Consider the following 25,270-nt stretch of genomic DNA (forward strand, 5'->3'; position numbering starts at 1 on the left):
CCCCGCCCGCCCCCCCCCCCGCCCCGCCCGCCCGCCGTCGCGGTCCCGCCGCTGCGCCGTCACCGCGTACGAGCAGGACTGTGAGGAGGTCAGCCGGGGCCGCGTCCGCGCCGCCGAGGACGACATGCCGGCGCCGCGCGGCCGGCGGGTCGCCGAGGATGACGCGGCGCGACCCCGTCGCTACGCCGACGCCGACGACACCCCGGCACCGCGGCAGCGCCGCTACCCCGACGAGGAGCGGTACGAGGAGGCGCCACCGCGGCGCCGGACCGGCCGCTACGCGGACGACGAGCCACCGAGGGCGTCCCGCTCGTCGCGATACGCGGACGATGCGGAGAATGCGCCCCGGGCCCGGCGCGACCGGGGCGCTCACCTCGACAGCGCCGACCCGGACTACGTGGACCCCGACGAGGCGCCGAACCTGGTTGACATGGCGTCACGACGGGCGCGCAAGGCGACACAGCAGGAACCCGCCCGTACGGCGAGCCGGGGGGCTCGTGGCGACGGCGGGGATGAATCGGCTGACGACCAGTACTGGCGTCAGCTGCGAGGGGAAGCACAGTGAGTAAGCGCACCAGGCGAAACGGGGCATCGTCGTGAGCGAGGGCCAGGTTCCGCCGGTCACCAGCATCGGGACGCCACGCATCACCGCCGGGTTCGACGAGTACGGCCGGCTCGATCTGATCGCGCACCAGGAGGTGCACGGCGGCTTCGCGGCGCTCTCCAGCGGCGAGCTGATCGGCCTCGCCGACCGCATCGAGCTGCGCGGACGTGGCGGCGCGGGCTTCCCGTTCGCCCGCAAGGTGCGCGCCGTGCTCGACTCCTGCCAGCGCCAGGACCTGCCGCCGGTGATCGTGGTCAACGCCACCGAGGGCGAGCCCCCGTCCTGGAAGGACAAGGCGGTCCTGACCCGCGGACCGCACCTGATCCTCGACGGCGCGGCCCTCGCGGCCGCCGCGCTCGACGCCGAGGAGATCGTGATCGGCATCGCCGACGACGGCGTCGGCCAGGAGTCCCTCGCCGCGGCGCTGGCCGAGCGGCGGATGCCGGTGCCGACCCGGATCGTCACCGTCCCGCACCGGTTCATCTCCGGCGAGGGCGGCGCGCTGGTGCGCGGCATCAACGGCGAGGCGCACATCCCGCCCGGCCGCAAGGTCCGCTCGAGCGACAACGGCGTCGGCGGGCTGCCCACCCTGCTCTCCAACGCCGAGACGTACTCGCAGCTGGCGATCGCGGCCCGGCTCGGGCCGTGGGAGTACAACGCGGTCGGCATCCCCGAGGAGCCCGGCACGGTCATGCTGACCGTCGGCGGCTCGGCCACCGCGCCCGCCGTCATCGAGGCGCCGACCGGCACCCCGCTGATGGACGTGCTCACCATGTGCGGCGCCGACATCGGCCCCGGGCTGCTGGTCGGCGGCTACCACGGCAAGTGGATCACCGCCGAGGCCGCCAAGACGGTGACCATCTCGCGCAAGGGCTTCGCCAAGGTCGGCGGCACCCTGGGCGCCGGCATGCTCATCCCGATCGGCTCGACGACCTGCCCCCTGGGCGAGGTCGCCCAGGTGACCCAGTACCTGGCCGGCGAGTCGGCCGGGCAGTGCGGCCCGTGCCGCCTGGGCCTGCCCGACCTGGCCCGCGCGGTCACCCTGGTCGCGCTCGGCGGCAGCGCGCTGGAGAATGTGCGCCAGGCGGCCGGCGTGGTCAAGGGCCGCGGCGCCTGCAGCCACCCCGACGGCACCGCCCGGTTCGCGCTCTCCGCGCTCGAGGTCTTCGCCCGCGACGTGGAGCTGCACGCCAACGGCGAGGGGTGCGGCAAGCAGGTCCGCGGCATCCTTCCGCTGCCGTACCACACCGATCAGGGTGCGCGGAAACTCGCGGTGGACTGGTCGCGGTGCGACGGCCACGGCCTCTGCTCGGCGGTCGCACCGGAGATCATCCGGCTCGACGCGAACGGCTTCCCGGCGTTCCCGCAGACGCCGCTGCCGCCGTGGCTCGAGAACGGCGCCCGCAAGGCGGTCAACGTGTGCCCGGCACTGGCCCTGCGGCTGACGGAAGCGGTCAAGAAGTGACGGTACCCAGGATCCGGGCCCTGATCGCGGCCACGGTCGCCGCCGGCGCGCTCGCCGGGTGCGGCTCGGCCGCCGCCCCGGCGGCGCAGGCACCCCTGCCGGTCGCCGAGACCGCCGCCGCGTCGGCGTCGGCCGGTCCCGCGGCGGCGGCGCCCGTGGTGGTGCCCGCGTCGCTGAAGTTCACCGGCAAGACCCTGGACGGCGAGTCGTTCGACGCGGCGACGATGGCCGGCAAGCCGACCATCCTGTGGTTCTGGGCGCCGTGGTGCGCGACCTGCGCGAGCGAGGCCCAGTCGATCTCCGACCTGCGCGACGAGTACGCCGGGCGGCTCAACATCCTCGGCATCGCCGGCCTGGGCAACAACAAGGACATGCACGAGTTCGTCTCCGACCTCGAGGTCGGCACCGTGCCGCACCTCGACGACGAGCCGGGCAGGCTCTGGAAGAAGTTCGGCATCACCGAGCAGAGCACGTACGTGATCCTGGACCGCGCGGGCAAGGTCGTGGTCCGCAGTTATCTCGACGATCTGCAGCTCACCACCAAGGTCAAGTCTCTGGTGGCGTGAGCCGTGCGGGCCACGCTGCTGCTCGCGCTCACCGCGGGGATGCTGGGCGCCGTCAACCCGTGCGGGTTCGCGCTGCTGCCCGCGTACCTGTCGGTGCTCGTCGCCGGTGATCGCGGCGACGGTGCCCGGTCGACGGTCGCGGCCGTGGGCCGCGCGCTGCGCTGCACCGCCGCGCTCACCGCCGGGTACGTCGCGGTGTTCGGCGCGTTCGGGCTGGTCCTGGCCCCGCTGAGCCGGGTGCTGATGCCGCGGTTGCCGTGGCTGACCGTGGTCTTCGGGCTGGCCCTGCTCGCGCTGGGCGGCTGGCTGCTCGCCGGGCGCTCGCTGCCGAACCCGGGCAGGGCGCTGCGGGCGCCGCGGCTGACCGGCTCGGTCGCGGGAATGGTCCTCTTCGGGATGGCGTACGCGGTCGCGTCGCTCGGCTGCGCGGTCGGGCCGTTCCTGGCGATCGTCGTCTCCAGCCTGCGGGCCGGCTCGATCGGCGAGGGCGTGGCCCTGTTCGTCAGCTACGCCGCCGGGATGGGGCTGGTGATCGGCGTGACCGCGCTGGCCGTCGCGCTGGTCCGGGTCTCCGCCGTCTCCCGGCTGCGCCGGGCCTCCGCCGCCGTGCCCCGCATCGGCGGCACGGTCCTGGTGGTCGCCGGCGCCTACGTCGCCTACTACGGGTGGTACGAGTTGCGGCTCGCCGGCGACCTGCGCAGGTCCGGGCAGGATCCGGTGGTGAACGTCGCCTCGGCCGCCCAGCACGAGCTCAGCGGCGCGGTCGGCCGGGTGGGCGCGGGCTGGTTCGCGCTGCTGCTGGCCGTGCTGGTGCTCGCGGCGCTGCTGCTGTCCCGGCGCCGGCGCACCACGGTGGAGGGCTGACGGTGGACACCGCCTCGCGGGTGAACCCGCTGCGCCGGGGCGACCCCGGCCGGCTGGGTGAGTACCGGATGATCGGCCGGCTCGGCTCCGGCGGCATGGGCGTGGTCTACCTGGCCACCGACCGCGACGACAACCTCGTCGCGATCAAGCTCGTGCACGCCACGCTGGTCCACGACCCCGAGTTCCGGGGGCGGTTCCGCAGCGAGGTCGAGCGGGCCCGGCAGGTGCCGTCGTTCTGCACGGCCGAGGTGCTCGACGCGGACCTCGACCACAACCCGCCGTACCTGGTGGTCGAGTACGTCGACGGGCCGAGCCTCGCCGACGTGGTGGAGGAGAGCGGGCCGCTGAAGGCGGCCGCCCTGCACTCGCTCGCGGTGGGCGTGGTCACCGCGCTGACCGGCATACACGGCGCGGGGGTCATCCACCGCGACCTCAAGCCCGGCAACGTGCTGCTGGCGCCCGGCAGCCCCAAGGTCATCGACTTCGGCATCGCCCGGGCGTTCGAGGCGACCAGCCAGCACACCCGCACGGACCAGATGGTCGGCACGGTCGCGTACATGGCGCCGGAGCGGTTCTCGTCCGAGCCGGGCACGCCGCTGACCGCGGCCGCCGACGTGTTCGCCTGGGGCTGCGTGGTCGCGTACGCGGGCACCGGCCGGACCCCGTTCCACGGTGACTCGCCGCCGGCGACGGCCGCCCGGATCCTGACCCAGCCGCCGCATCTCGGCGGGCTGACCGAGCCGCTGCGCGGGCTGGTCGAGCTCTCGCTCTCCAAGCGTCCCGAGGACCGGCCGACGGCCCGGGAGCTGCTGGACCTGCTGCTGGGCGAGCGGCCGCCCGAGCGCCGCCGCCCCCGCGAGGATCCGCGGCCACCGGCCGGGTACGGGCCCGCGTACCCCGCCTACGCGCCACCCGCTCCCGCCCGGCGGGGCCGCGGGCACCGGGTGCTGGCCGTCCTGGCGATCCTGCTCGTCATCGCCGGGCTGGCCACGGTCGCCCTGGTGGTGAGCGCGTCCGGCGTGCCGCGGATCGCCGACGGCGTGCAGACCGGCCTGGACGACCCGGCGGCCGAGGACACCGGCCCTGCGGACCCGGGCGAACCCGACCCGGAGACCCCGCCGGCGACGGCCCCCGCCGGCCCGGTGCCGGTGGCGCCCGAGGGCGGCGAACCGATCATCTCGGACCAGCTGAGCCGGCCCGGCCTGTGGCAGGACAGCGAGGTGCCCGGGCAGGACGCCGACTGCGTCGTCCAGGGCGTGCTGCGCGTCAGCCGGGCGGATCGCGGCGCACACCAGTGCGCCGGCCCGGAAGAGGTCATCAAGGACGACTTCGGCGTCGAGGTGACCACCGTGCTGCAGTCGGCGGGCAGCTGCGCGGCGGTCTGGTTCCACTGGGACCCGAAGGACGGCGGCCAGGTGCTGCGGGTCTGCCAGGGCGAGATCTCGGTCGGCGCGGACCTGCCGGACGACAGCCGGGTCTACGGACGGATCCCGCTCGAGCGCCGGATCACGCTGCGCGGACCCACCCGGATCCACCTGGTCGTCCGCGACGGCGAGGCGCAGGTGTTCCGCGGCGGGGACTTCGCGGGTGCGGTGCCGCTGCCGGCCGACGGCCCGGACGAGGGCCAGGTCCTGCTCGGACTCGACGCCCAGGCCGACGGCGGGCCGTTCACGGTCACTTTCGCGGACGTAGACATTCGCTCGCTCTGATGTGGACGATCGCCCTTCGTTGCCGGATCAACGGATTAAGCAATGGCTTAGGTTGCCGTTGACATTGTGATCAGGGCGCGGCCCATACTGCGGCATGCAGGTTCCGGCACCCTTCGAATACGCGCGAGCCACCACCGTGGACGAAGCCATCGGTCTCATGGAGCGCTACGGCGACACCGCCCGGCTGGTGGCCGGCGGGCACAGTCTGCTGCCCATGATGAAGCTCCGGCTGGCCAACTTCGAATATCTCATCGACATCAACGATCTGCACGGCGAGCTGGGCCGCATCACCGTCGAGGAAGGCGTCGTCCGGATCGGCGCGCTGACCCGCCACCGCGAGTTGCTCGAGTCCGACGCGCTGGCCGAGGTGCTGCCTCTACCTGCACCTGATGCGGGCCTTCGCGGCCGTCGCCGACGCGGAGGTCTTCGCCTTCGCGACGACGCTGACCCGGCTGACGGTGGTGCTGCGGCACGCCTCCGCGGCCGCCGCCGTCGCGCGGGCCGGCGAGCTGGTCGCCGATCGCTTCGGTGGCACCCGGATCGCCACCAACCTGCGCTCGCTGCTCGCCTCGCATCACGGCAACGCCGTCCGGGGCGCGGTCGTCGTGATCGGCTCGGACGGCTGGGACAGCGATCCGCCGGCGGAGCTTGCGGCGGTGCTGGCGAGGCTGCGGCGGCGCGCCTACCGGATCGTCTGGATGAATCCGCGGGCCGGCGCGCCCGGGTTCGCGCCGCTGGTCGGCTCGATGGCGGCCGCGCTGCCGTTCTGCGACCGGCTGCTGCCGGCGGGCACCTTCCACGAGCTGGACCGCGTCGCCGCGGAGATCGTCGCCTGCGCGACCGCGCCGGGCGACCGGGTGACCGGGGTCAGCTCCAGAGGGTCACGTGGATCGACGGCCGGAAGTGCCCGACGGTGACGCCCGCGCCGCGCATCATGGCCTGGATCGCGCGCGGGGTGGCCGCGAACCGGCTCAGCTCCGCGGCGGCGGACGGGCCGCCCTGCTCGGTGAGCATCAGCGAGTGCCAGACCGCGTCGAACGCCACCTGCGGACCGGTCAGCTGCACCAGGTGCCCGCGCGCCACGTCCTGCGCCACCGTGAACGACAGGCCGGCCGCCACGCCCTTGCCGCGTTTCGCCTCCTCCAGCGCCGCCGCGTGGCTCTGGAAGATCCGCTGACGGTCCTCCGGTACGCCGATACGGCGCACCAGGGCCGGCACCGCGCCGCCGTCCGCCGCCGACGGGCCCATCAGCCAGATCTGCTCGCGCAGCTGGTGTGGCCCGGCCGGCACCCCGGCCAGCGGGTGGGTCGGGCCGGCGACCAGCACGATCCGGTGGTTCATCACCGGGCGGCAGGTCAGCGCCGGATCGATGACCGCCGGCTTCGGGCCGATCGCGATGTCGACCGTGCGGGTCAGCAGCAGCGTGTCGAAGTGTGCCGGGTCGCGCACGCTCAGTTCCAGATCCAGATCCGCGGCCCGCTTGGCGAACAGCTCGATCAGGCCGGGCGCCGCGTGCTCGGCGAACAGGCTCGACGCCGCCACCCGCAGCAGCCGGCGCCCGCGACCGGCCGCGCTGACCTCGAGGACCGTGCGGTCCTGCAGGCCGAGAAGCTCCGCCGCGCGGCTGGCCAGGCGCCGTCCCGGTTGATCCGCATCCCGGGCCGATTCTGTGTCGGTTAGGCGGCAACGGGCGGATGGGTATTCGCAGGCAGTGACGTCGCCCGATAGGGTGACCTTTCTGTCGGGGGAGAGCGGACGGCATCATGCCGCCGGGGCGTAGGAGTAGCGGCATGTCGGACGAGCGGACCACCCCGCTGCGCCCACAGGACCCTCGTGAGCTCGGACCATACGAGCTGCTCGGCCGGCTCGGTGAGGGCGGCATGGGCACCGTCTATCTGGCCCGCAGCGCCGCCGGGGTGCTCGTCGCCGTCAAGATGGTCCGCGCCGACCTGGCGCCGGACGACGCGTTCCGGCGCCGGTTCCGCAGCGAGGTCAACCGGGTCCGTGAGGTGCCGCCGTTCTGCACCGCCGAGGTCCTCGACGCCGACCCCGACCACGAGCAGCCCTACCTCGTCGTCGAGTACGTGGACGGCCCCAGCCTCGCCGAGGTCGTCGAGGAGCGCGGCCCGCTCACCTCCTCCAACCTGCACAGCGTCGCGATCGGGGTGGCCACCGCGCTGACCGCGATCCACGGCGCCGGGATCATCCACCGCGACCTGAAGCCGCGCAACGTGCTGCTGGCGCCGGGCAGCCCGAAGGTCATCGACTTCGGCATCGCCCGGGCGATGGAGCCGACCAGCGCGCACACCGGCACCGATCAGATGGTCGGGACGGTCGCCTACATGGCGCCCGAGCGGTTCGGCTCCGACAGCCCGCTCACCCCCGCCGCGGACGTCTTCGCCTGGGGCGGCGTGGTGGCCTACGCGGGCACCGGCCGCACCCCGTTCAGCGCGGACTCGCCGCCGGCCACCGCGGCCCGCATCCTCACCCAGCCGCCGGACCTGTCCGGCCTCAGCGGCCCGCTGCGCGAGCTCGTCGGCCACGCGCTGGAGAAGGACCCGGCCAACCGGCCCAGCGCCCGTGAGCTGCTCGATCTGCTGATCACCGGCCCGCAGCGGCCGGCCGCCGCGGGCGCCGCCCTGGCGCACCAGCCCGGGCTGCGGATCGCCGCCGAGGAGGCGCAGGCGGTCACCGGCTACCACCCGGCCCGGCAGCTGACCGCGGCCAGCGCGCCGTCGAACCTGGTCGGCTACGACGAGAACTCGATCGTCACCCAGCCAGTGCCGACCTCGCCGGCCGGGCCGACGACCCCGTTCACCCACGGCCCGGCGCCGCGCCGCCCCTGGGTGCTGCCGGCCGCCGTCGTGCTCCTGGTGCTCGCGGTGCTCGCCATCGGCGGTGCGGCGGCGACGTACTGGCCGCGCAACGAGGGGCTCGGCCGCACGGCCACCGGCGGCCCGTCCGCGGCGCCGGAGCCGAACCCGGACGCGGAGGCGGACGCGAACATTCTGGTCGACGATCCGCTGCAGCAGGAGCGGCTGTGGCATGCCAAGACGGATCCCGGCGAGGGGGCGAGCTGCTCGTTCGACGGCGGCCTCGTCGTGCGCCGTGAGAAGAGCGGCGTCTTCAAGTGCCGCGGCCCGGAGGACGCCGAGCCGGACGACCTGCAGGCCGAGGTCGGCATCCGCCTGCTGACCCCGGACAGCTGCGCCTCGATCTGGATGCGCTTCAGCAAGTACCGCGGATATCTGGTCCGGGTGTGCGAGCACAACGTCTACGTCGGGACGCACAAGTCGTCCAAGATGGCGGTCTACAAGACGGTTCCGCTCGACGACGCCGCGATCGCCGTCGGCGCCCCGTCGACCCGGATCACCGTCAGCATCGTCGGCGAGACGCTCGAGGTGCTGCGCGACGGCGAGCTGGTGTGCAACGTGCAGGTGAGCGACAAGGACATCGCCGGCGGCCAGGTGGTGCTCGGCCTCTACACCGAGCGCAACGCGCCGGCCGACGGGCCCTACGCGGTCGCCTTCGACAACATCAAGATCTGGTCGATCAACAGCTGAGGCCGGGCCCGCGATCGGGCCCGGCCGCACCCGTTCAGTCCTTCGTCAGCCCCGCGCGCCGCAGGGCGTCGGCCATCGCGCCGCCGTTGAAGTCGCCGCCGCCTGACGAGCCCTGCCCGCGGCCGCCGCCGGAGCGCTGAGCGCCGCCCTGACCGCCCTGCCGCTGTCCGCCGCCCTGCCGGGGCTGACCGCCGCCTTGACGCGGCTGTCCGCCGCCCTGACGGGGCTGGCCGCCGCCGCCCTGACGGGGCTGGCCGCCGCCGCCCTGGCGCGGCTCGCGGGGTGCGCGCTGCTCCGGCTTGTCCTCGAGCTTCATGGTCAGCGAGATCCGCTTGCGGGCCTCGTCGACCTCGACCACCCGCACCTTCACGACGTCGCCGGACTTCACCACCTCGCGCGGGTCCTTGACGAACGTGTTCGACAGCGCCGACACGTGCACCAGGCCGTCCTGATGCACGCCGACGTCGACGAACGCGCCGAACGCGGCGACATTGGTGACCACGCCCTCGAGGATCATGCCCGGCCGCAGGTCGGCGATCTTCTCGACGCCCTCGGCGAAGGTGGCCGTGGTGAACGCCGGCCGCGGATCGCGGCCCGGCTTCTCCAGCTCGCGCAGGATGTCGGTGACGGTCGGCAGGCCGACGGCGTCGGTGACGAACTTCTCCGGGCGCAGGGCGCGCAGCAGCGGGCTGTTGCCGATCACCGTCTTGAGGTCGGCGCCGGCCGTGGCCAGGATGGTGCGGACCACCGGGTATGACTCCGGGTGCACGCTGGACGCGTCCAGCGGGTCGTCGCCGCCGGGGATGCGCAGGAAGCCCGCGCACTGCTCGAACGCCTTGGGGCCGAGCCGGGCCACCTTCTTGATCTCCGAGCGGTTGCGGAACGGCCCGTTGGCGTCGCGGTGCAGCACGATGTTTTCCGCCAGGCCCGCGCCGATGCCGGAGACCCGGGTCAGCAGGGGAGCGGACGCCGTGTTGACGTCGACGCCGACCGCGTTGACACAGTCCTCGACCACCGCGTCGAGCGACTTGGAGAGCTTCGCCTCGGACAGGTCGTGCTGGTACTGCCCGACGCCGATGGAGCGCGGGTCGATCTTGACCAGCTCCGCGAGCGGGTCCTGCAGGCGGCGGGCGATGGAGACCGCGCCGCGCAGCGAGACGTCCATGCCCGGCAGCTCCTGCGACGCGTACGCCGAGGCCGAGTAGACCGACGCGCCCGCCTCGGAGACCATGACCTTGGTCAGCCCGAGCTCCGGATGCAGCTTGATCAGGTCGGCGGCCAGCCGGTCGGTCTCCCGGGAGGCGGTGCCGTTGCCGATCGCCACCAGGTCGACCTTGTGCTCCTTGGCGAGCGCGGCCAGCGTGTGCAGCGACTGGTCCCACTTGTTCTGCGGGACGTGCGGGTAGATCGTCGAGGTCGCGACGCACTTGCCGGTCGAGTCGACCACGGCGACCTTGACACCGGTGCGGAAACCGGGGTCGAGCCCCATCGTCGACCGGGTGCCGGCCGGCGCGGCCAGCAGCAGGTCGCGCAGGTTGGCAGCGAAGACGCGCACGGCCTCGTCCTCGGCCGCCTGCCAGAGCCGGACCCGCAGGTCGGCGCCCAGGTGGATCAGGATCCGGGTGCGCCACGCCCAGCGGACCGTGTCGAGCAGCCACCGGTCGCCGGCACGACCGTGGTCGGTGATGGCGAACCGGCCGGCCACCGACGCCTCGAACGACGACGGCACACCCTCCTCGGCGCCCTCCTCCGGCTCCATGGTCAGGTCCAGGACGTCCTCCTTCTCGCCGCGGAACATGGCGAGAATGCGGTGCGAGGGCAGCTTGGTGAACGGCTCGGCGAAGTCGAAGTAGTCGGAGAACTTGGCGCCCTCGGTCTCCCGGCCCTCGCGGACCTTCGCGACCAGCCGGCCCTTGGTCCACATGCGCTCGCGCAGCTCGCCGATGAGGTCGGGATCCTCGGCGAAGCGCTCGACGAGGATCGCCCGGGCGCCGTCGAGGGCGGCCGCCACGTCGGCGACGCCCCGGTCGGCGTCCACGTAGGCCGCGGCCTCCGCCTTGGGGTCGCGGGTCGCGTCGCCGACCAGCAGGTCGGCGAGGGGCTCCAGGCCGGCCTCGCGCGCGATCTGCGCCCGGGTGCGGCGCTTCGGCTTGAACGGCAGGTAGATGTCCTCGAGCCGGGCCTTGGACTCGGCGCCGAGGATCTGCGCCTCGAGGGCGTCGTCGAGCTTGCCCTGCGAGCGGATCGACTCGAGCACGGCCGCGCGGCGATCCTCGAGCTCCCGCAGGTAGCCGAGCCGCTCCTCGAGCGTGCGCAGCTGCTGGTCGTCGAGGGTGCCGGTGACCTCCTTGCGGTAACGGGCGATGAACGGCACCGTGGCGCCGCCGTCCAGCAGGCCGACCGCGGCCGTCACCTGACCCTCGCGGACCCCGAGCTCCTGGGCAATGCGCTGATGGATGGTGGTCGTCACGCCGACGATTGTGAACCAGGCGTCCGACACTTGTCGCGCCGCCCCACGAAACAGCCGTTAATGATCACCCTGACCGGGCGCGGGTAGGGTCACCGATATGCGCGCTGCCATGTGGTACGGCCCCCGCGACATCCGCTGGGAAGAACGCCCGGATCCGGCGATCCAGCTGCCGGGCGACGCCATCGTCCGGGTCGTCGCCGCCTGTGTCTGCGGATCCGATCTGTGGACCTACCGGGGCGCCCGGCCGCCCGCCGACCCGCACCCGATCGGCCACGAGTTCGTCGGCGTGGTCGAGGAGGCCGGCGCCGGGGTGCGCACGCTGAGCCCCGGCGACTTCGTCATCTCGCCGTTCTCGATCAGCGACGGCACCTGCGCGCACTGCCGGCGCGGCATCACCACCTCGTGCGAACAGACCCAGTGGTACGGCGGCACGGACCCGGACGGCCGCACCCTCGACGGCGGCCAGGGCCGGTACGTGCGGGTGCCGCTGGCCGACGGCACGCTGGTCGCGACGCCGGGCCTGCCGGACACCGGGCAGATCCCGGCCCTGCTCGCCCTCTCCGACGTGCTGGTCACCGGCCACCACGCCGCCGTGTCCGCGGGCGCCGGCCCCGGCCGCACGGTGGCGGTCGTCGGCGACGGCGCGGTGGGCCTGTGCGCGGTGCTCGCCGCCGTACGGCTCGGCGCGGACCGGGTGATCGCCTTCTCGTCGCACGCCGACCGGCAGGAGGTCGCCACCCGTTTCGGCGCGGCCGACATCATCGCGGCCCGCGGTGACGAGGGCGCCGCGGCCCTGCACGACCTGCTCGCCGGCGAGGGCGCTGACTCGGTGCTCGAGTGCGTGGGCAACAAGGAGTCGATGGCGCAGGCGGTGGCGTCGGTGCGCCCGGGCGGCAGGATCGGCTACGTCGGCGTGCCGCTGGGCGGCGCCGAGCTCCCGATCAAGACGATGTTCGACGACAACATCGCGGTGGCGGGCGGCGTCGCGCCGGTGCGGCCCTACCTGCCGGAGCTGCTGGCGGAGGTGCTCGCGGGCAAGCTGGACGCGAGCGCGGTCTTCGACCTGCACCTGCCGATGGAGCAGGTCGCCGAGGCGTACGCCGCGATGGACGAGCGCCGGTCGATCAAGACGCTGCTGTGGCCCTGAGATCGCGCTGAACCGCCCACAGCGCGGCCTCCGTGCGGGAGACGGCGCCCGTCTTGCGCAGCAGGTTCGAGACGTGCACGGTGACCGTGCGCACCGAGATCCCCAGCGCCCGCGCGATCTGCTTGTTGGACATGCCCTCGGCCAGGCAGCCGATCACCTCCCGCTCGCGGGCGGTCAGCCCGGGCTGCTCCTGCAGATAGGTCGGCAGCGTGGCGTCCGCGAGGGCCTCCGGGCCGCCGGCCATCGCCAGCAGCTCGGTCAGCCGGTACGGGTTGCCGCCCGTGCGGCGCCACACCGCCTCCGCGACGTCGGCGGGCGGGCTGCTGTCCGCGTACACGTGGTCGAGGATCTGGGTCACCTGCCCGGCGGTCAGGGCACCCAGATGCTGGCGCACGGCGCCGGGGGTTCCCGAAAGGCGGGCCAGGACCCGGGCCGTGAGCAGCGGGGAGACCGCCGCGTCCGGCGGCCGGCTGGTCACCAGCAGCAGGGCGGGCAGCTCCGCGGTGGCCAGCTCGCCGATCAGGTTCAGGCTGGCCGGGTCGAGCGCGTGAAGATCCTCCACCACGAGTACGGCCGGCCGGGCGCCCACCAGCGTCCGCACCGTGGTGACGGCGAGCCGCAGCAGGGCATCGGGGGTGTAACGCTCCCGGGGGACATCGGGGTCCTGTGCCAGCCAGGCCAGCGCGTCCGGCGGCACCGGCAGGTCGGGGCGGGGGCCGAGCCCGGCCAGCGCCGCCGCCAGCCAGTCGTATGGCGCGGGGGAGTGCAGCCGGGCGGAGCCGGAGAGCACCACCTGCGGCGTCGTGACCTGCAGGGCGGCGGCGACCAGGGTGCTCTTGCCGGTGCCGGGCAGGCCGGTGACCACGGCGGGAACGCACCTGCGGCGCGCCTCCACGCGCTCCCAGGCGCCCCGGAGCTCGTCCAGCGCGCCCGTTCGTCCCACCATCGGTACCGGCATCACCTCTCAACACTACGTACTACGTACTACAGACATGGCCGCAGGCCTTTGGCAGTCTTGTGGCATGAGTGTCGTGCTTCGTGCGGTGGCCGCCTCCGACCAGGGCCTGGTCCGGTCCAACAACGAGGACGCCGTCTTCGTGGGCGGCCGGTTGCTGGTGGTCGCCGATGGCATGGGCGGGCTGCCGGCCGGTGAGCTGGCCAGCGACATCCTGGTCCGCGCCCTGGCCGACGTCGACCTGCTGCCGGACACCGGCGAGCCGCTGCAGGACCTGATCGCGGCGCTGGAGACGGCGAACGAGCGGATCGAGGCGGCGGTCGTGGACGACGACACCCGCGACGGCATGGGCACGACCGTCACCACGCTGCTGCTGTCGGGCGACCGGGTGGCGGCGCTCAACGTCGGTGACTCGCGGTGCTACCTGAGCCGCGACGGTGAGCTGACCCAGCTGACCCGCGACGACACCTACGTGCAGGCGCTGGTGGACCAGGGCGTGCTGACGCCGTCCGACGCGCGGCGGCACCCGCAGCGGGCGCTGGTGACCCAGGCCGTGCAGGGCGGGCCGTTCCGCCCGGCCGGGCGGATGGTGCCGGTCCGGATCGGGGACCGGTTCCTGCTGTGCAGCGACGGGCTGAGCGACTACGTCGAGGACGAGGTGATCGCGACGACGCTGCGGATGTACCCGGACCGGCAGGTGTGCGCGGCCGAGTTGATCGCCCGGACGCTGGAGGCCGGCGCGCCGGACAACGTCTCGGTGATCGTCGCGGACGTCGAGGCGCCCTGAGGGCGAAACGGCCCGATCCGTGCTGATCACGACCGACCGGCTGGTGCTGCGCCGCTTCCGCCCCGGCGACGCGGAGACCCTGGCGGCCTACCGGTCGAAGCCTGCGGTGGCGATCTACCAGTCGTGGCGGGCGCCCTACTCGGTGGAGCGCGCCCGCTACGCGATCGAGACGATGGCCGCGGCGGACCCGGAGCAGCCCGGCTGGTTCCAGTACGCGGTCGAGCTCGCGTCCCGGGGTACGCACATCGGCGACGTCGGGGTGAACCTGAACGACAACCTCCGGCAGGCGGAGATCGGCTACACCATCGCACCGGAGCACCAGGGCCACGGATACGCCACCGAGGCCGTCCGCGCCGTGCTCGACCACCTCTTCCGGCGGGGCCTGCACAAGGTCTCCGCGGAGTGCGACGCCCGCAACGTGGCATCGGCCCGGGTGCTGGAGCGCCTGGGCTTCACCCGCGAGGGCCTGCTGCGCGGGCACACCTGGATCAAGGGCGAGTGGACGGACGACCTGATCTACGGCCTGCTGGAGGAGGACTACTTCGGCGCTGCCTCGTAGGCGTCAGGGCTTCGGCGCGCCGATGTTGACCATCCACTCGATGCCGAACCTGTCGCGGCAGGTGCCGAACTCGTCGCCCCACATCTGCTTCTCGAGCGGCGTGCTGACGGACCCGCCGTCGGAGAGCCGCGCCCACCACTCCCGCAGGGTGCCGGCGTCGTCGCCGCTGAGGCTGATGGCGATGTTGTTGCCCGGGGTGTGCTCCATGCCGGGCGGCGAGTCGGCGCCCATCAGCGCGAGCCCCGCCGGGGTCTCGAGCATGCCGTGCATGACCTTGTCGGCAAGCGAGGGATCCGGGGCGCCGAACTCACCGAAGGTGTTGATGACGAGGGTCCCGCCGAAGACGGAGTGGTAGAACTCCATCGCGGCCCGGGCGTCACCGCCGGAGAAGGCGATGTAGGGGTTCAGGCGAATGGTCATGACCGGCTCCTTTGCCGAGATCAGCAGCAAACCACCTATCGCACGATAGACCCTCGCGGAGGGCTGAGCGGCGGTTCGATCAGCCCACCGGCAACGACGGCACCGTGCGGATCCGGGGCGAGTAGGCCGGCTCAGCCCTCGAAGCGGAGCCAGACCGCGCCCAGCGGCGGCACCCGCAGCGAGGCCGACGCCTCGAGCCCGTGCCACGGCACCCGCTCCGCGTGCACCTCGCCGAGATTGCCCACGCCGGACCCGCCGTACAGGGTGCTGTCGGTGTTCACCACCTCGCGCCACACGCCGGTCCGGGGCAGTCCGATGCGGTAACCGTCGTGCGGGATCGCGGCGAAGTTGACCACGCAGGCCATCGTGGCGCCGTCCGGCCCGAAGCGCAGGAACGAGAACGTGTTGTGCTGCGGGTCGTCGCTGGTGATCCAGCGGAAGCCGCTCGGCGTCGTGTCCTGCGACCAGATCGCCGGGGTGCGCCGGTATTCGCGGTTGAGGTCCTGCACCAGCCGGTGGATGCCCCCGCCGCGGGTCTCGTCCGCCAGCAGGTTCCAGTCCAGCCCGCGCTCCTCGCTCCACTCCCTCTCGTCGCCGAGCTCGGCGCCCATGAAGAGGAGCTGCTTGCCGGTGAAGGCCCACATGAAGCCCAGCAGCGCGCGGGTGTTCGCCAGCTTCTGCCACAGGTCGCCGGGCATCTTGCCGGTGAGCGAGCCCTTGCCGTGCACCACCTCGTCGTGGCTGATCGGCAGGATGTAGTTCTCGCTCCAGGCGTACACGGTGGCGAAGGTCATCTGGTGGTGGTGCCACTGGCGGTGGATCGGCTCCTTGCCCATGTAGGTCAGGGTGTCGTTCATCCAGCCCATGTTCCATTTGAAGCCGAAGCCCAGGCCGCCGAGGTGGGTCGGCCGGGTGACGCCCGGCCAGGCCGTCGACTCCTCGGCGATGGTCACCACGCCCGGGCAGTTGCGGTAGACCGTCGCGTTCATCTCCTGCAGGAAGCTGATCGCGTCGAGGTTCTCCCGGCCGCCGTACTGGTTCGGCGTCCACTCACCGTCCTTGCGGGAGTAGTCCAGGTAGAGCATCGACGCGACCGCGTCGACGCGCAGCCCGTCCGCGTGGAACTCCTCGCACCAGTACACGGCGTTGGCGACCAGGAAGTTGCGGACCTCGCGCCGGCCGAAGTCGAAGACGTACGTGCCCCAGTCGGGGTGCTCGCCGCGGCGCGCGTCGCCGTGCTCGTAGAGCGGGGTGCCGTCGAAGCGGGCCAGGGCCCACTCGTCCTTGGGGAAGTGGGCGGGCACCCAGTCGAGGATGACGCCGATGCCGGCCTGGTGCAGCTTGTCGACCAGGTAGCGGAACTCGTCGGGCGAGCCGAACCGCGCCGTCGGCGCGAAGTAGCCGGTGACCTGGTAGCCCCACGAGCCGCCGAACGGGTGCTCCATCACCGGCATGAGCTCGACGTGCGTGAAGCCCGTCTCGACCACGTAGTCGACCAGCTGCTCGGCGAGCTCGGTGTAGCTCAGGCCGGGCCGCCACGAGCCGAGGTGCACCTCGTAGGCGCTCATCGGCTCCTGGTGCCAGTGCTTGTTGGCGCGCTCGGACATCCAGCCGGAGTCCTGCCACTCGTACGACGACTCGTAGACGACGGACGCCGTGCGGGGCGGCACCTCGGTGTGCTGGGCGAGCGGGTCGGCCTTCTCGCGCCAGACGCCGTCCCGGCCGAGGATCTTGAACTTGTACTTGGCGCCGGACGAGGCGCCCGGGATGTAGATCTCCCAGACGCCGCTGCTGCCGAGCGAGCGCATCGGCCAGCCGTCGAACGGGCCCCAGCCGGCGACGTCGCCGATGAGCTGCACGCCGCGGGCGCTGGGCGCCCACACGGCGAAGCCGACGCCGTCGCCCTTGGGCTGCGCGCCCAGCACCTTCCACAGCTTCTCGTGCCGGCCCTCGCCGATCAGGTGCAGGTCGAGCTCGCCGAGGGTCGGCAGGTGCCGGTACGGGTCGTCGCAGACCGTCCCGTCGACGTCCAGCTCGTAGTCGAGCACCGTGCCGGGCAGCTCGACGGCGAAGATGCCGTCGGGGTGCACCTGCACCATCGCCGTGCGCTCGCCGCCGGCGACCACGGACACCTCCTTGGCGCCCTTGCGCATCGTGCGGATGACCGTGTGGCCGCCCGTCGGGTGCGCGCCCAGCACACCGTGCGGGTCGTGCGTGTCGCCGGACATCACCGCGTTCAACGCGCGCTGGTCGCCGGAGAGGGAGGGCGGCGGGGTGGTCTGCCCGATCATCGGTACTCCTTCGAGGTGGTCATCAGCCGACGAGCCGGGAGATCGACCGCAGGGGGATCCGCAGCCATCCGGGACGGTGCCGTGATTCGTACACGGCCTCGTAGACCGCCTTGTCCAGTTCGTACGCGGCGAGCAGCGCACCGTGCTCGCGCGGGTCGTGCCCGGCCGCCGCCGCGTACCCGTCGCAGAAGGAGTCCCGGTTCCGGTCGACCCACTCGCGGGCCCGGGCGCCCAGGTGTTCGTCGCCGTCGGAATCCACCAGCAGCTGGTATGCCGCGTACTCGTAGCTGCGCAGCACGCCGGCGACGTCGCGCAGCGGCGAGTCGGGCAGCCGCCGCTCGTCGAGCGGCTGGCCGGGCTCGCCCTCGAAGTCGATGAGCAGCCACGCCTCGGGCACCCGCAGCACCTGGCCCAGGTGCAGGTCGCCGTGCACCCGCTGCACCGCCACCTGTTCGCCGGTGAGCTTGCGGAACCGCTCCTCGATCGCCGGCACGTAGGGACCCAGCTCGGGCACGGCCGCGGTCGCGGTGGCGAGCCGCGCGATGACGGCGTCCACCGGGAACGGCGACGGGCCCGAGCCGAGCTCGGCCGCGAGGGTTCGGTGCACCGAGGCGACGGCCTCGCCGAGCCGGTAGGACTCGCCCGCGAAGTCGCCGCCTACCTCGTCGGCGGCGAGCTCGGCGTCGGCGAACAGGTCGCGGGCGCTGGCGGTGGCCATCGCCCAGCCCTCGGCGGAGTTCACCGCGTACTCGGTCACCATGCCGAGGGGGCACGGCTCGCCGTCGGAGACGATCTCGAACGAGCCGAGCAGCTTGGCCACGTGCGGATTGCCGGCCCGCCCGAGCACACGGTTGAGCTCGATGTCGGGATTGATGCCGCAGTCGACCCGGCGGAAGACCTTGAGGATGGCCTCCTGCTCGAAGATCACGCTGGTGTTGCTCTGCTCGGCGTCGAAGACCCGCGCCTCGCTCTCCAGCGGGAAGGTGGCGCCGGGCTCCGACTGGCAGACGATGTCGCCGGCGGTGGCGTCGGACGAGATCAGCGACAGCAGGTAGGTGGCGGCGGCCGGGTCGTACAGGCCGTCGTAGCCGGTGCGGTCGCCGTCCGTGCCGATCGTCGCCACGGTGCTGTATTCGGAGATCGGCCCCGAGTCCCAGGCCACCAGGACCTGGTAACGCTCGGAGCTGCCGTCGGTGTAGGAGACGTCGAGCAGGACCAGGTCCAGGTCGTCCCGGAGCGCGGTGGACGAGGCCTGCCTGACGTCCTGCAGGGTCCGGCTGCGGCCCGCGTACCAGCGTTGCTGGGTGAGCCAGTCGGCGTAGGGCAGGGTCATTGCTTCTCCTCGGACCCGCACAGCTGGAACCAGTAGAACCCGTGCCCCGGCAGGGTCAGCAGGTACGGCAGCTGGCCGATGCGCGGGAAGTTCACGTGCCCGGTCAGCTCGACCGGCGTGTAACCGTTCCAGTGCTGCAGGTTCAGCTCGATGGGCTGGGGGAAGCGCGAAAGGTTGTTGACGCAGAGCACCACGTCGTCGCCGTCCTCGCGCAGGAAGGCGAGCACCGACGGGTTGGAGCCGCCGAGCTCGCGGAACGTACCGGTGGCGAAGGCGTCGTGGCGGCGCCGCACCGCCAGCATCGTGCGGGTCCAGTTGAGCAGCGACGTCGAGCTGTCCCGCTGTGCCTCCACGTTGACGGACTGGTAGCCGTAGATCGGGTCCTGGTTGGCGGGCAGGTAGAGCCGCCCCGGGTTGGCGGTGGAGAACCCCGCGTTGCGGTCGGGCGTCCACTGCATCGGGGTGCGCACGCCGTCCCGGTCGCCGAGCCAGATGTTGTCGCCCATGCCGATCTCGTCGCCGTAATACAGCACCGGCGAGCCGGGCAGCGACAGCAGCAGGGCGGTGAACAGCTCGATCTGGTTGCGGTCGTTCTCCAGCAGCGGCGCCAGCCGCCGGCGGATGCCGACGTTGGCCTTCATCCGCGGATCCTTGGCGTACTCGGAGTACATGTAGTCGCGCTCTTCGTCGGTGACCATCTCGAGCGTCAGCTCGTCGTGGTTGCGCAGGAAGATGCCCCACTGTGCCATGTCCGGGATCGGCGGCGTCTGCGCCAGGATCTCGGAGATGGGAAAGCGCGACTCGCGCCGAACCGCCATGAAGATGCGTGGCATCAGCGGGAAGTGGAACGCCATGTGGCACTCGTCGCCGCCGGTGTCGGAGTCGCCGAAGTATTCCACCACGTCGGCCGGCCACTGGTTGGCCTCCGCGAGCAGCACCCGGCCGGGGAACTCGTCGTCGATCACCTTGCGGCAGTGCTTGAGGAACGCGTGCGTCTCGGGCAGGTTCTCGCAGTTGGTGCCCTCGCGCTCGAACAGGTACGGCACCGCGTCCAGGCGGAAGCCGTCGATGCCCAGGTCGAGCCAGAAGCGCAGCACGTCGATCATCGCTTCCTGCACGACGGGGTTGTCGTAGTTGAGGTCCGGCTGGTGCGAGAAGAACCGGTGCCAGTAGAACTGCCGCCGCACCGGGTCGAACGTCCAGTTCGACTCCTCGGTGTCGACGAAGATGACCCGGGCGTCCGAGTACGGCTCGCTGGTGTCGCTCCACACGTAGTAGTCGCCGTACGGGCCGTCGGGGTCGCGGCGCGACTCCTGGAACCAGGCGTGCGAGTCGGAGGTGTGGTTCATGACCAGGTCGGTGATGACCCGGATGCCGCGTTTGTGCGCCGCGTCGAGCAGCGCCACGAAGTCCTCGACCGTGCCGAACTCCGGCAGCACCCGGTAGAAGTCGCGGATGTCGTAGCCGCCGTCGCGCAGCGGCGAGTCGTAGAAGGGCGGCAGCCAGAGGCAGTCGACGCCGAGCCACTGCAGGTAGTCGAGGCGCTCGATCAGCCCGCGCAGGTCGCCCGAGCCGTCCGAGCTCGAGTCGTAGAAGGCCCGGACCAGAACCTCGTAGAAGACGGCACGCTTGAACCAGGTCCGGTCCGCCGGCAGCGTCTGTGCATGGCCGAAGTCGTCGGCGGTGGGATGTTCGACCACACCGTCCTCGACGTGGCTGCCCTCCGTGGGATTGTGCTCGACGCTCACGCCGAGTTCGCTCGTCAGATCCATCAGACGTTCACCTACCCCACCCCGCAGGAACTGAATCGCTTGGTGCCGCTAGCGGCGCGGGCGCACCACGAACACGTGTGCCGGTTCGACATTGGGATCGATCCGGACCGCGTTGTGCTGACCCCACTCGTACGCGGCCCCGGTCAGCTGGTCGGTGACGGTGAACGTCTCGTGCCAGTCCATGCCCAGGGCCGGCATGTCGAGTGTCGTGTTTCCCCATTGCACGTTCGCCGAGTCGAACGAGCAGATCACCAGAACGGTGTTGCCTGTCTCCGGATCGCGTTTCGACCAGCACAACAACGACGGATTGTCGATCTCGTGAAATTCCAGGTTCCGCAGCCAGTGCAGGGCCGGGTTGTCGCGCCGCACGGCGTTCAGCTTGGTGATGTACGGCGCCAGCGTGAGCCCGGAACGCTCGGCGCCGGCCCAGTCCCGCGGTTTCAGTTCGAATTTCTCGTTGTCGATGTATTCTTCGGCGCCGGGCCGGTTGACGTGCTCGAAGAGTTCCAGACCCGAATACATACCCCAGGACGGCGAGAGCATGCTCGCCAGCACCGTGCGGATCTTGAACATCGGCGGGCCGCCGTGCTGCAGCGACTCGTGCAGGATGTCCGGGGTGTTGGGCCAGAAGTTGGGGCGCATCCAGTCGATCGAGGCCTTGAGCTGGCCCAGGTATTCCCGCATCTCCCAGGCCGTGGTGCGCCAGGTGAAGTACGTGTAGGACTGGGTGAATCCGATCTTGCCGAGCCCGTTCATCATGGCCGGCCGGGTGAACGCCTCGGCCAGGAACAGCACGTCGGGGTCGGCCGCCTTGACCTTCGAGATCAGCCACTGCCAGAAGGTCAGCGTCTTGGTGTGCGGGTTGTCGACCCGGAAGATCTTGATGCCGTTCTCCACCCAGTGCAGGACGATCCGCAGGACCTCCTCGCGCAGACCCTTGGGGTCGTTGTCGAAGTTGATCGGGTAGATGTCCTGGTACTTCTTCGGCGGGTTCTCGGCGTAGGCGATCGAGCCGTCGGCGCGGGTGGTGAACCACTCCGGATTCGACGTCACCCACGGATGGTCCGGCGCCGCCTGCAGCGCCAGGTCCATCGCGACCTCCATGCCGTGGTCCCGGGCCACCGCGATGAACGCGCGGAAGTCCGCCAGGTCGCCGAGCTGCGGGTGGATCGCGTCGTGGCCGCCCTCGGCGGAGCCAATCGCCCACGGCGAGCCGACGTCGATGCCCTCGCGGGCGACCAGGGTGTTGTTGCGGCCCTTGCGGTTGATCTTGCCGATCGGGTGGATCGGCGGCAGGTAGAGCACGTCGAAGCCCATCGCCGCGACGGCCGGGATGCGCTTCGCCGCGGTCGCGAAGGTGCCGTGCCGGATCGGCGTGGCGTCGGGGCCGATCTCGGCGCCCTCGGAGCGGGGGAAGAACTCGTACCAGGAGGAGTAGAGGGCGCGCTGCCGGTCGGCCCAGATCGCGTAGGACCGGGTCGTGGTCACCAGGTGGCGCACCGGGTGCTGCCAGAGCAGTCTCTCCAGCTCCAGCGCGGGGGAGACCCGGGAGAACAGCGAGCGGGCGTCGTCGCGCAGCGCCGCGGCCGCGTCGCGGACCCGCTCCTCGTCGGCGGCCGGCACGATCTTGGCGGCGAGGTCCAGCACGTCGGCGCCCTCGGCCAGGTCGTTGGCCAGATCCTCCAGGCCCTGGCCGGCGCCGATCTTCTTGGTGACCGCGCTGCGCCAGGTCAGGTACGGGTCGTCGAACGCCTCGACGGTGAAGGTCCACCGGCCGACCCGGTCCGGCTTGATCACCCCGTGCCACCGGTCCAGGCCGGGCTCGCCGGGGACGAGCCGGGTGAACGGCTCGATCGCGCCGTGCGGGCCCTTCCATACCACGTTCACGCCGAGCGCGTTGTGCCCTTCCCGATAGGACACCGCGGAAACGGGCACGAGCTCGCCGACCACCGCCTTCGCGGGATAGCGGCCACAGGACACCGATGGCGTCACATCTTCGATGGGAAAGCGACCGGTCATGATCTCCACCGTAATCAGAAAGCGCAGGGGCGGGCATGGCGACGGGCGAATAAGGGCAGCCGTCAACCATCGGTTCTCCGGTATGGAGTAACCGCGAACGGCCACGCACCCGGTGGGATAAACCTACCGGAGAGCGCTCAGCGTGGCCCGTCGTGGCGCGCCTTGGCACCGTGGCGAAGGTGGTCAATTCCCCGCCCTGCCGGGCCCGCGCGAGGCGCGTTGCGCGTCGGTTGCCGTGCGTTGCCATCGGGCGAGGCCGCTCAAGCGGGCCCGTTCGGCGCCGAGATGTACTCCAGACACACCCCGAGGTGGGGTGCGCACTAACCCTGGGGGCTCTCATGGCCGGACCTTCCACCGCGCTGTCGCCGGTCATCGCGGCGAGCACGCACTGGCTGGTCCGGGCGTATCCGTCCAGCGGCGCCGACCGCTCCGCCGACACCCTCGCCGAGCTTCAGGCGCGGCAGGCCGTCACGGTCGCCGCCTGGCTGCGCTACCCGACGCCGGTCGACGCCGAACTGGTCGCCATCGCCGGGCCGGGCGGCTCCGCCGTGCTGGACTGGCGGGCCGGCAGCGAGCCCGACGACGATCTGGCCGATGGCGAGGGCTGGCGCACCTGGGTCGACGAGGTCGTGGTCAGCTGGGCCGCCTGCCTGCTCGCCGACCCGCTGCTGGCCGCCCGCGCCGTGGATTCGGTCGCCGCTGCGGTGCCGGCCACCGACACCCGGCCCCGGCCCCGGCCGCGCCGGGCGGGTGACCTGCCGAGCGAGTTCCGCCGGCTGACCGCCCCGGACGCCCGTGACCTGGAGGCCGCCGCGCTGCTGCGCCACCCGGACCTGCTCGAGGGCGTGTCAGACCTGCACCGCGAGGATCTCCTCTACCTGCTCTGCTGACGCCCCGCCCCGCCCCGCCCCGCGGGGTCAGGCCAGGCGGGCGGGGAAGCCGCCGGTCGCGATCGGGCCCCAGCGCTCGATCGTCACGCGGATCAGGGATTTGCCCTGGTCGCGCATCGCCCGGCGGTACTCGTCCCAGTCCGGGTGCTCGCCCGAGATCACCCGGAAGTACTCGACCAGCGGCTCGACCGACTCCGGCAGGTCGAGCACCTCGGCGACGCCGTCGACCTGGACCCACGGCCCGCCGAAGGAGTCGGAGAGCACGCAGACGCTGACCCGCGGGTCGCGGCGGATGTTCGCCGCCTTGGCCCGCTCCGGGTAGGTCGAGATGACGATGCGACCGTCGGCGTCCACGCCGCAGGTGTTCGGCGACGCCTGCGGGCGGCCGTCCCGGCGGGTGGTCATCAGGATCGCCTGGTGCCGGGGCCTGAGGAACTCGAGCAGTTCCTCGCGGCCGACCTCGGTGTTGGTCGCGACGCTGCGGGCCATGGCGCGCTCAGCTCCGCGCCGCGGCGTCGACCGCGATGGCGCCCGGGCGGCCGTGCGCCTGCTCGGCCGTGACGGCCGCGCCGATGATGCCGGCGTTGTTGAGCAGGGCGGCGGGCACGATCGGGGTGCGGATCTCGATCAGCGGCAGCCAGCGGTCCGACTTCTTGCTGACCCCGCCGCCGACGATGAACAGCCGCGGCGACAGCAGCATCTCCACGTGCCGCAGGTAGTCCTGCACCCGGCCGGCCCACTTCTCCCAGCTCAGCTCCTCCAGCTCGCGGGCGCGGTCGGAGGCGCGCAGCTCGGCGTCGCCGCCGTCCAGCTCGAGGTGGCCGAGCTCGGTGTTGGGGATCAGGACGCCGTCCTGGAACAGGGCGCTGCCGATGCCGGTGCCGAAGGTCAGCATCATCGTCAGGCCGCGCTGATCGCGCCCGGCGCCGAAGGCGACCTCGGCGGCGCCCGCGGCGTCGGCGTCGTTGAGCACCGAGACGGGCTTGCCGAGCCGCTCGCTGAACAGCTGCGCGGCCGGCGCGTCGATCCATGACTTGTCAACGTTCGCGGCGGTGCGGGTGACCCCGTCGACGACGACGCCCGGGAACGTGACGCCGACCCGGTCGAAGCCGTCGAACTGCGCCGCCACCTCGGCGACCGCGTCGACGACCGCGCCGACGTCGGACGGCTGAGGCGTCGGTACCCGGTGCCGCTCCGCGAGCAGCTCCCCGCGCACGGTGTCGACCGGCGCACCCTTCACGCCGGAACCGCCGATGTCGATGCCCAGAATGGCCATGCCAGTACTCCGTCTCCGGTGCGCTTCCGATGTATGTACCCACACACACCCGGAACCGAATCGTGCCATCCCCGTCGATCTGGCCATGCCATCGGCCTCGGTTAGGGGTACAAGCGCGAGCGGCAACCTCTAACGGACGGCAGCGCGATGACCGCTTTAGCCGGGAATTTCGGAAACTGCCCCCGGCCCGGCCGTGTCCTCCGGAAGAGTTCAACACGACGGCGGGCGCGCGGTCACGGAATGTCACTCATACTTTCGGCTAGTCAAGCCTCGGCCGCTCGGCTAGCGTGAAGTGCAGTGAACGGTCGCCGCGTGCGGGCACGGCTCTCTGCCCGCCTGATGGAGGACCACCTCAGATGACCGCCACCTTTGTTTCATCGACCACGGTGAGTGAAGCCTCCGCACAGGAGAGCGCCGCCGAACTACTCAACCTGCTGGCCGCGACCCCGCCCGGGGAACGTCGGCGCGCCGCGCTGCGGGCCACGGCGATCGAGGCCTGGCTGCCGCTCGCCCGCCACCTCGCCCACCGCTACTCCGGCCGCGGCGAACCCACCGACGACCTCATCCAGACCGCCACCGT

20 protein-coding genes and 3 pseudogenes are annotated in these 25,270 nt (G+C 72.2%); 13 read left to right on the forward strand and 10 right to left on the reverse strand.

Translation table 11 applies throughout. From position 1 onward, the window contains the following. From AB0F10_RS30445 to AB0F10_RS30475, 7 genes and pseudogenes are all read left to right on the forward strand, one after another. Window positions 1–565: pseudogene (locus AB0F10_RS30445) on the forward strand (hypothetical protein); the annotation flags it as partial. A gap of 31 nt (window positions 566–596) precedes the next feature. Continuing rightward, complete coding sequence (locus AB0F10_RS30450; protein WP_360632591.1) at window positions 597–2,069, forward strand: NADH-ubiquinone oxidoreductase-F iron-sulfur binding region domain-containing protein; 1,473 nt, start codon at window positions 597–599, stop codon at window positions 2,067–2,069. Next, a complete protein-coding gene (locus tag AB0F10_RS30455; protein ID WP_360632594.1) occupies window positions 2,066–2,635 on the forward strand; it encodes a redoxin domain-containing protein in 570 nt (189 codons plus the stop codon). Before AB0F10_RS30450 ends, AB0F10_RS30455 begins: the two co-directional genes overlap by 4 nt. 3 nt (window positions 2,636–2,638) lie before the next feature. Further along, entirely contained in the window at window positions 2,639–3,499 is an 861-nt protein-coding gene (locus AB0F10_RS30460) for a cytochrome c biogenesis CcdA family protein (RefSeq protein ID WP_360632597.1), read from the forward strand. Window positions 3,500–3,501: 2 nt separating this feature from the next. Beyond that, window positions 3,502–5,208 (forward strand): serine/threonine-protein kinase, encoded by a 1,707-nt coding sequence (locus tag AB0F10_RS30465; RefSeq protein WP_360632600.1) that lies wholly within the window; start codon window positions 3,502–3,504, stop codon window positions 5,206–5,208. 157 nt (window positions 5,209–5,365) lie between these two features. Beyond that, a pseudogene (locus tag AB0F10_RS30470) lies at window positions 5,366–5,524 on the forward strand (FAD binding domain-containing protein); the annotation flags it as partial. Window positions 5,525–5,597: 73 nt separating this feature from the next. After that, window positions 5,598–6,125 carry a VWA domain-containing protein gene (locus AB0F10_RS30475; protein WP_360632603.1) on the forward strand — a complete coding sequence of 176 codons (528 nt, stop codon included), beginning with the start codon at window positions 5,598–5,600 and terminating at the stop codon, window positions 6,123–6,125. On the opposite strand, the gene AB0F10_RS30480 is transcribed toward AB0F10_RS30475, so the two are convergent. Further along, window positions 6,076–6,840, reverse strand: coding sequence for a substrate-binding domain-containing protein (locus AB0F10_RS30480; protein WP_360632648.1), 765 nt, complete (start codon window positions 6,838–6,840; stop codon window positions 6,076–6,078). The genes AB0F10_RS30475 and AB0F10_RS30480 overlap by 50 nt on opposite strands. A 158-nt stretch (window positions 6,841–6,998) precedes the next feature. Between AB0F10_RS30480 and AB0F10_RS30485 the strand changes: the two genes are divergently transcribed. Then, window positions 6,999–8,771, forward strand: a complete 1,773-nt coding sequence (locus AB0F10_RS30485) for a serine/threonine-protein kinase (RefSeq protein WP_360632606.1) — start codon at window positions 6,999–7,001, stop codon at window positions 8,769–8,771. A 34-nt stretch (window positions 8,772–8,805) separates the two neighbouring features. Here the strand turns inward: AB0F10_RS30485 and AB0F10_RS30490 are convergent, their stop codons facing one another. Next, on the reverse strand, window positions 8,806–11,241 hold the full coding sequence (locus AB0F10_RS30490; protein ID WP_360632609.1) for a Tex family protein: 2,436 nt from the start codon (window positions 11,239–11,241) through the stop codon (window positions 8,806–8,808). Between the two features lie 97 nt (window positions 11,242–11,338). On the opposite strand from AB0F10_RS30490, the gene AB0F10_RS30495 reads away from it, so the two are divergent. Continuing rightward, window positions 11,339–12,388, forward strand: a complete 1,050-nt coding sequence (locus AB0F10_RS30495; RefSeq protein WP_360632612.1) for a zinc-dependent alcohol dehydrogenase family protein — start codon at window positions 11,339–11,341, stop codon at window positions 12,386–12,388. On the opposite strand, the gene AB0F10_RS30500 is transcribed toward AB0F10_RS30495, so the two are convergent. Further along, window positions 12,366–13,334: a LuxR C-terminal-related transcriptional regulator gene (locus AB0F10_RS30500; protein ID WP_360632615.1), complete on the reverse strand. Its 969-nt coding sequence runs from the start codon at window positions 13,332–13,334 to the stop codon at window positions 12,366–12,368. The genes AB0F10_RS30495 and AB0F10_RS30500 overlap by 23 nt on opposite strands. Before the next feature lie 76 nt (window positions 13,335–13,410). Between AB0F10_RS30500 and AB0F10_RS30505 the strand changes: the two genes are divergently transcribed. Together AB0F10_RS30505 and AB0F10_RS30510 are read left to right on the forward strand one after the other, a co-directional pair. Next, a complete protein-coding gene (locus AB0F10_RS30505) occupies window positions 13,411–14,130 on the forward strand; it encodes a protein phosphatase 2C domain-containing protein (RefSeq protein ID WP_360632618.1) in 720 nt (239 codons plus the stop codon). Window positions 14,131–14,149: 19 nt separating this feature from the next. Next, entirely contained in the window at window positions 14,150–14,689 is a 540-nt protein-coding gene (locus AB0F10_RS30510; RefSeq protein WP_360632621.1) for a GNAT family protein, read from the forward strand. Between the two features lie 3 nt (window positions 14,690–14,692). Here AB0F10_RS30510 and AB0F10_RS30515 read toward each other — a convergent pair whose 3' ends face one another. From AB0F10_RS30515 to AB0F10_RS30535, 5 genes are all read right to left on the reverse strand, one after another. Then, the gene (locus tag AB0F10_RS30515; protein ID WP_360632624.1) at window positions 14,693–15,109 is read right to left on the reverse strand and encodes a VOC family protein; all 417 of its coding nucleotides are present in this window, start codon (window positions 15,107–15,109) and stop codon (window positions 14,693–14,695) included. 131 nt (window positions 15,110–15,240) lie between these two features. Next, entirely contained in the window at window positions 15,241–17,400 is a 2,160-nt protein-coding gene (gene glgB, locus AB0F10_RS30520; RefSeq protein ID WP_360632627.1) for a 1,4-alpha-glucan branching protein GlgB, read from the reverse strand. Between the two features lie 22 nt (window positions 17,401–17,422). Further along, window positions 17,423–18,733: a maltokinase N-terminal cap-like domain-containing protein gene (locus AB0F10_RS30525; RefSeq protein ID WP_360632630.1), complete on the reverse strand. Its 1,311-nt coding sequence runs from the start codon at window positions 18,731–18,733 to the stop codon at window positions 17,423–17,425. Continuing rightward, a complete protein-coding gene (gene treS, locus AB0F10_RS30530) occupies window positions 18,730–20,505 on the reverse strand; it encodes a maltose alpha-D-glucosyltransferase (protein WP_360632633.1) in 1,776 nt (591 codons plus the stop codon). The genes AB0F10_RS30525 and treS overlap by 4 nt, the downstream gene beginning before the upstream one ends. 48 nt (window positions 20,506–20,553) lie before the next feature. Then, on the reverse strand, window positions 20,554–22,524 hold the full coding sequence (locus AB0F10_RS30535) for an alpha-1,4-glucan--maltose-1-phosphate maltosyltransferase (protein ID WP_360632636.1): 1,971 nt from the start codon (window positions 22,522–22,524) through the stop codon (window positions 20,554–20,556). A 338-nt stretch (window positions 22,525–22,862) separates the two neighbouring features. On the opposite strand from AB0F10_RS30535, the gene AB0F10_RS30540 reads away from it, so the two are divergent. Beyond that, window positions 22,863–23,414: a hypothetical protein gene (locus AB0F10_RS30540; RefSeq protein WP_360632639.1), complete on the forward strand. Its 552-nt coding sequence runs from the start codon at window positions 22,863–22,865 to the stop codon at window positions 23,412–23,414. A gap of 27 nt (window positions 23,415–23,441) precedes the next feature. Here the strand turns inward: AB0F10_RS30540 and AB0F10_RS30545 are convergent, their stop codons facing one another. Both AB0F10_RS30545 and ppgK read right to left on the reverse strand, forming a co-directional pair. Further along, the gene (locus AB0F10_RS30545; protein ID WP_360632642.1) at window positions 23,442–23,903 is read right to left on the reverse strand and encodes a PPOX class F420-dependent oxidoreductase; all 462 of its coding nucleotides are present in this window, start codon (window positions 23,901–23,903) and stop codon (window positions 23,442–23,444) included. Window positions 23,904–23,910: 7 nt separating this feature from the next. Continuing rightward, entirely contained in the window at window positions 23,911–24,690 is a 780-nt protein-coding gene (ppgK, locus tag AB0F10_RS30550; RefSeq protein ID WP_360632645.1) for a polyphosphate--glucose phosphotransferase, read from the reverse strand. A 356-nt stretch (window positions 24,691–25,046) separates the two neighbouring features. Here ppgK and AB0F10_RS30555 point away from each other — a divergent pair. Further along, window positions 25,047–25,270, forward strand: a pseudogene (locus tag AB0F10_RS30555) (RNA polymerase sigma factor SigF); the annotation flags it as partial.

The organism is Actinoplanes sp. NPDC026623 (assembly GCF_040638275.1).
In the GTDB taxonomy this organism is placed as follows: Bacteria; Actinomycetota; Actinomycetes; order Mycobacteriales; family Micromonosporaceae; genus Actinoplanes.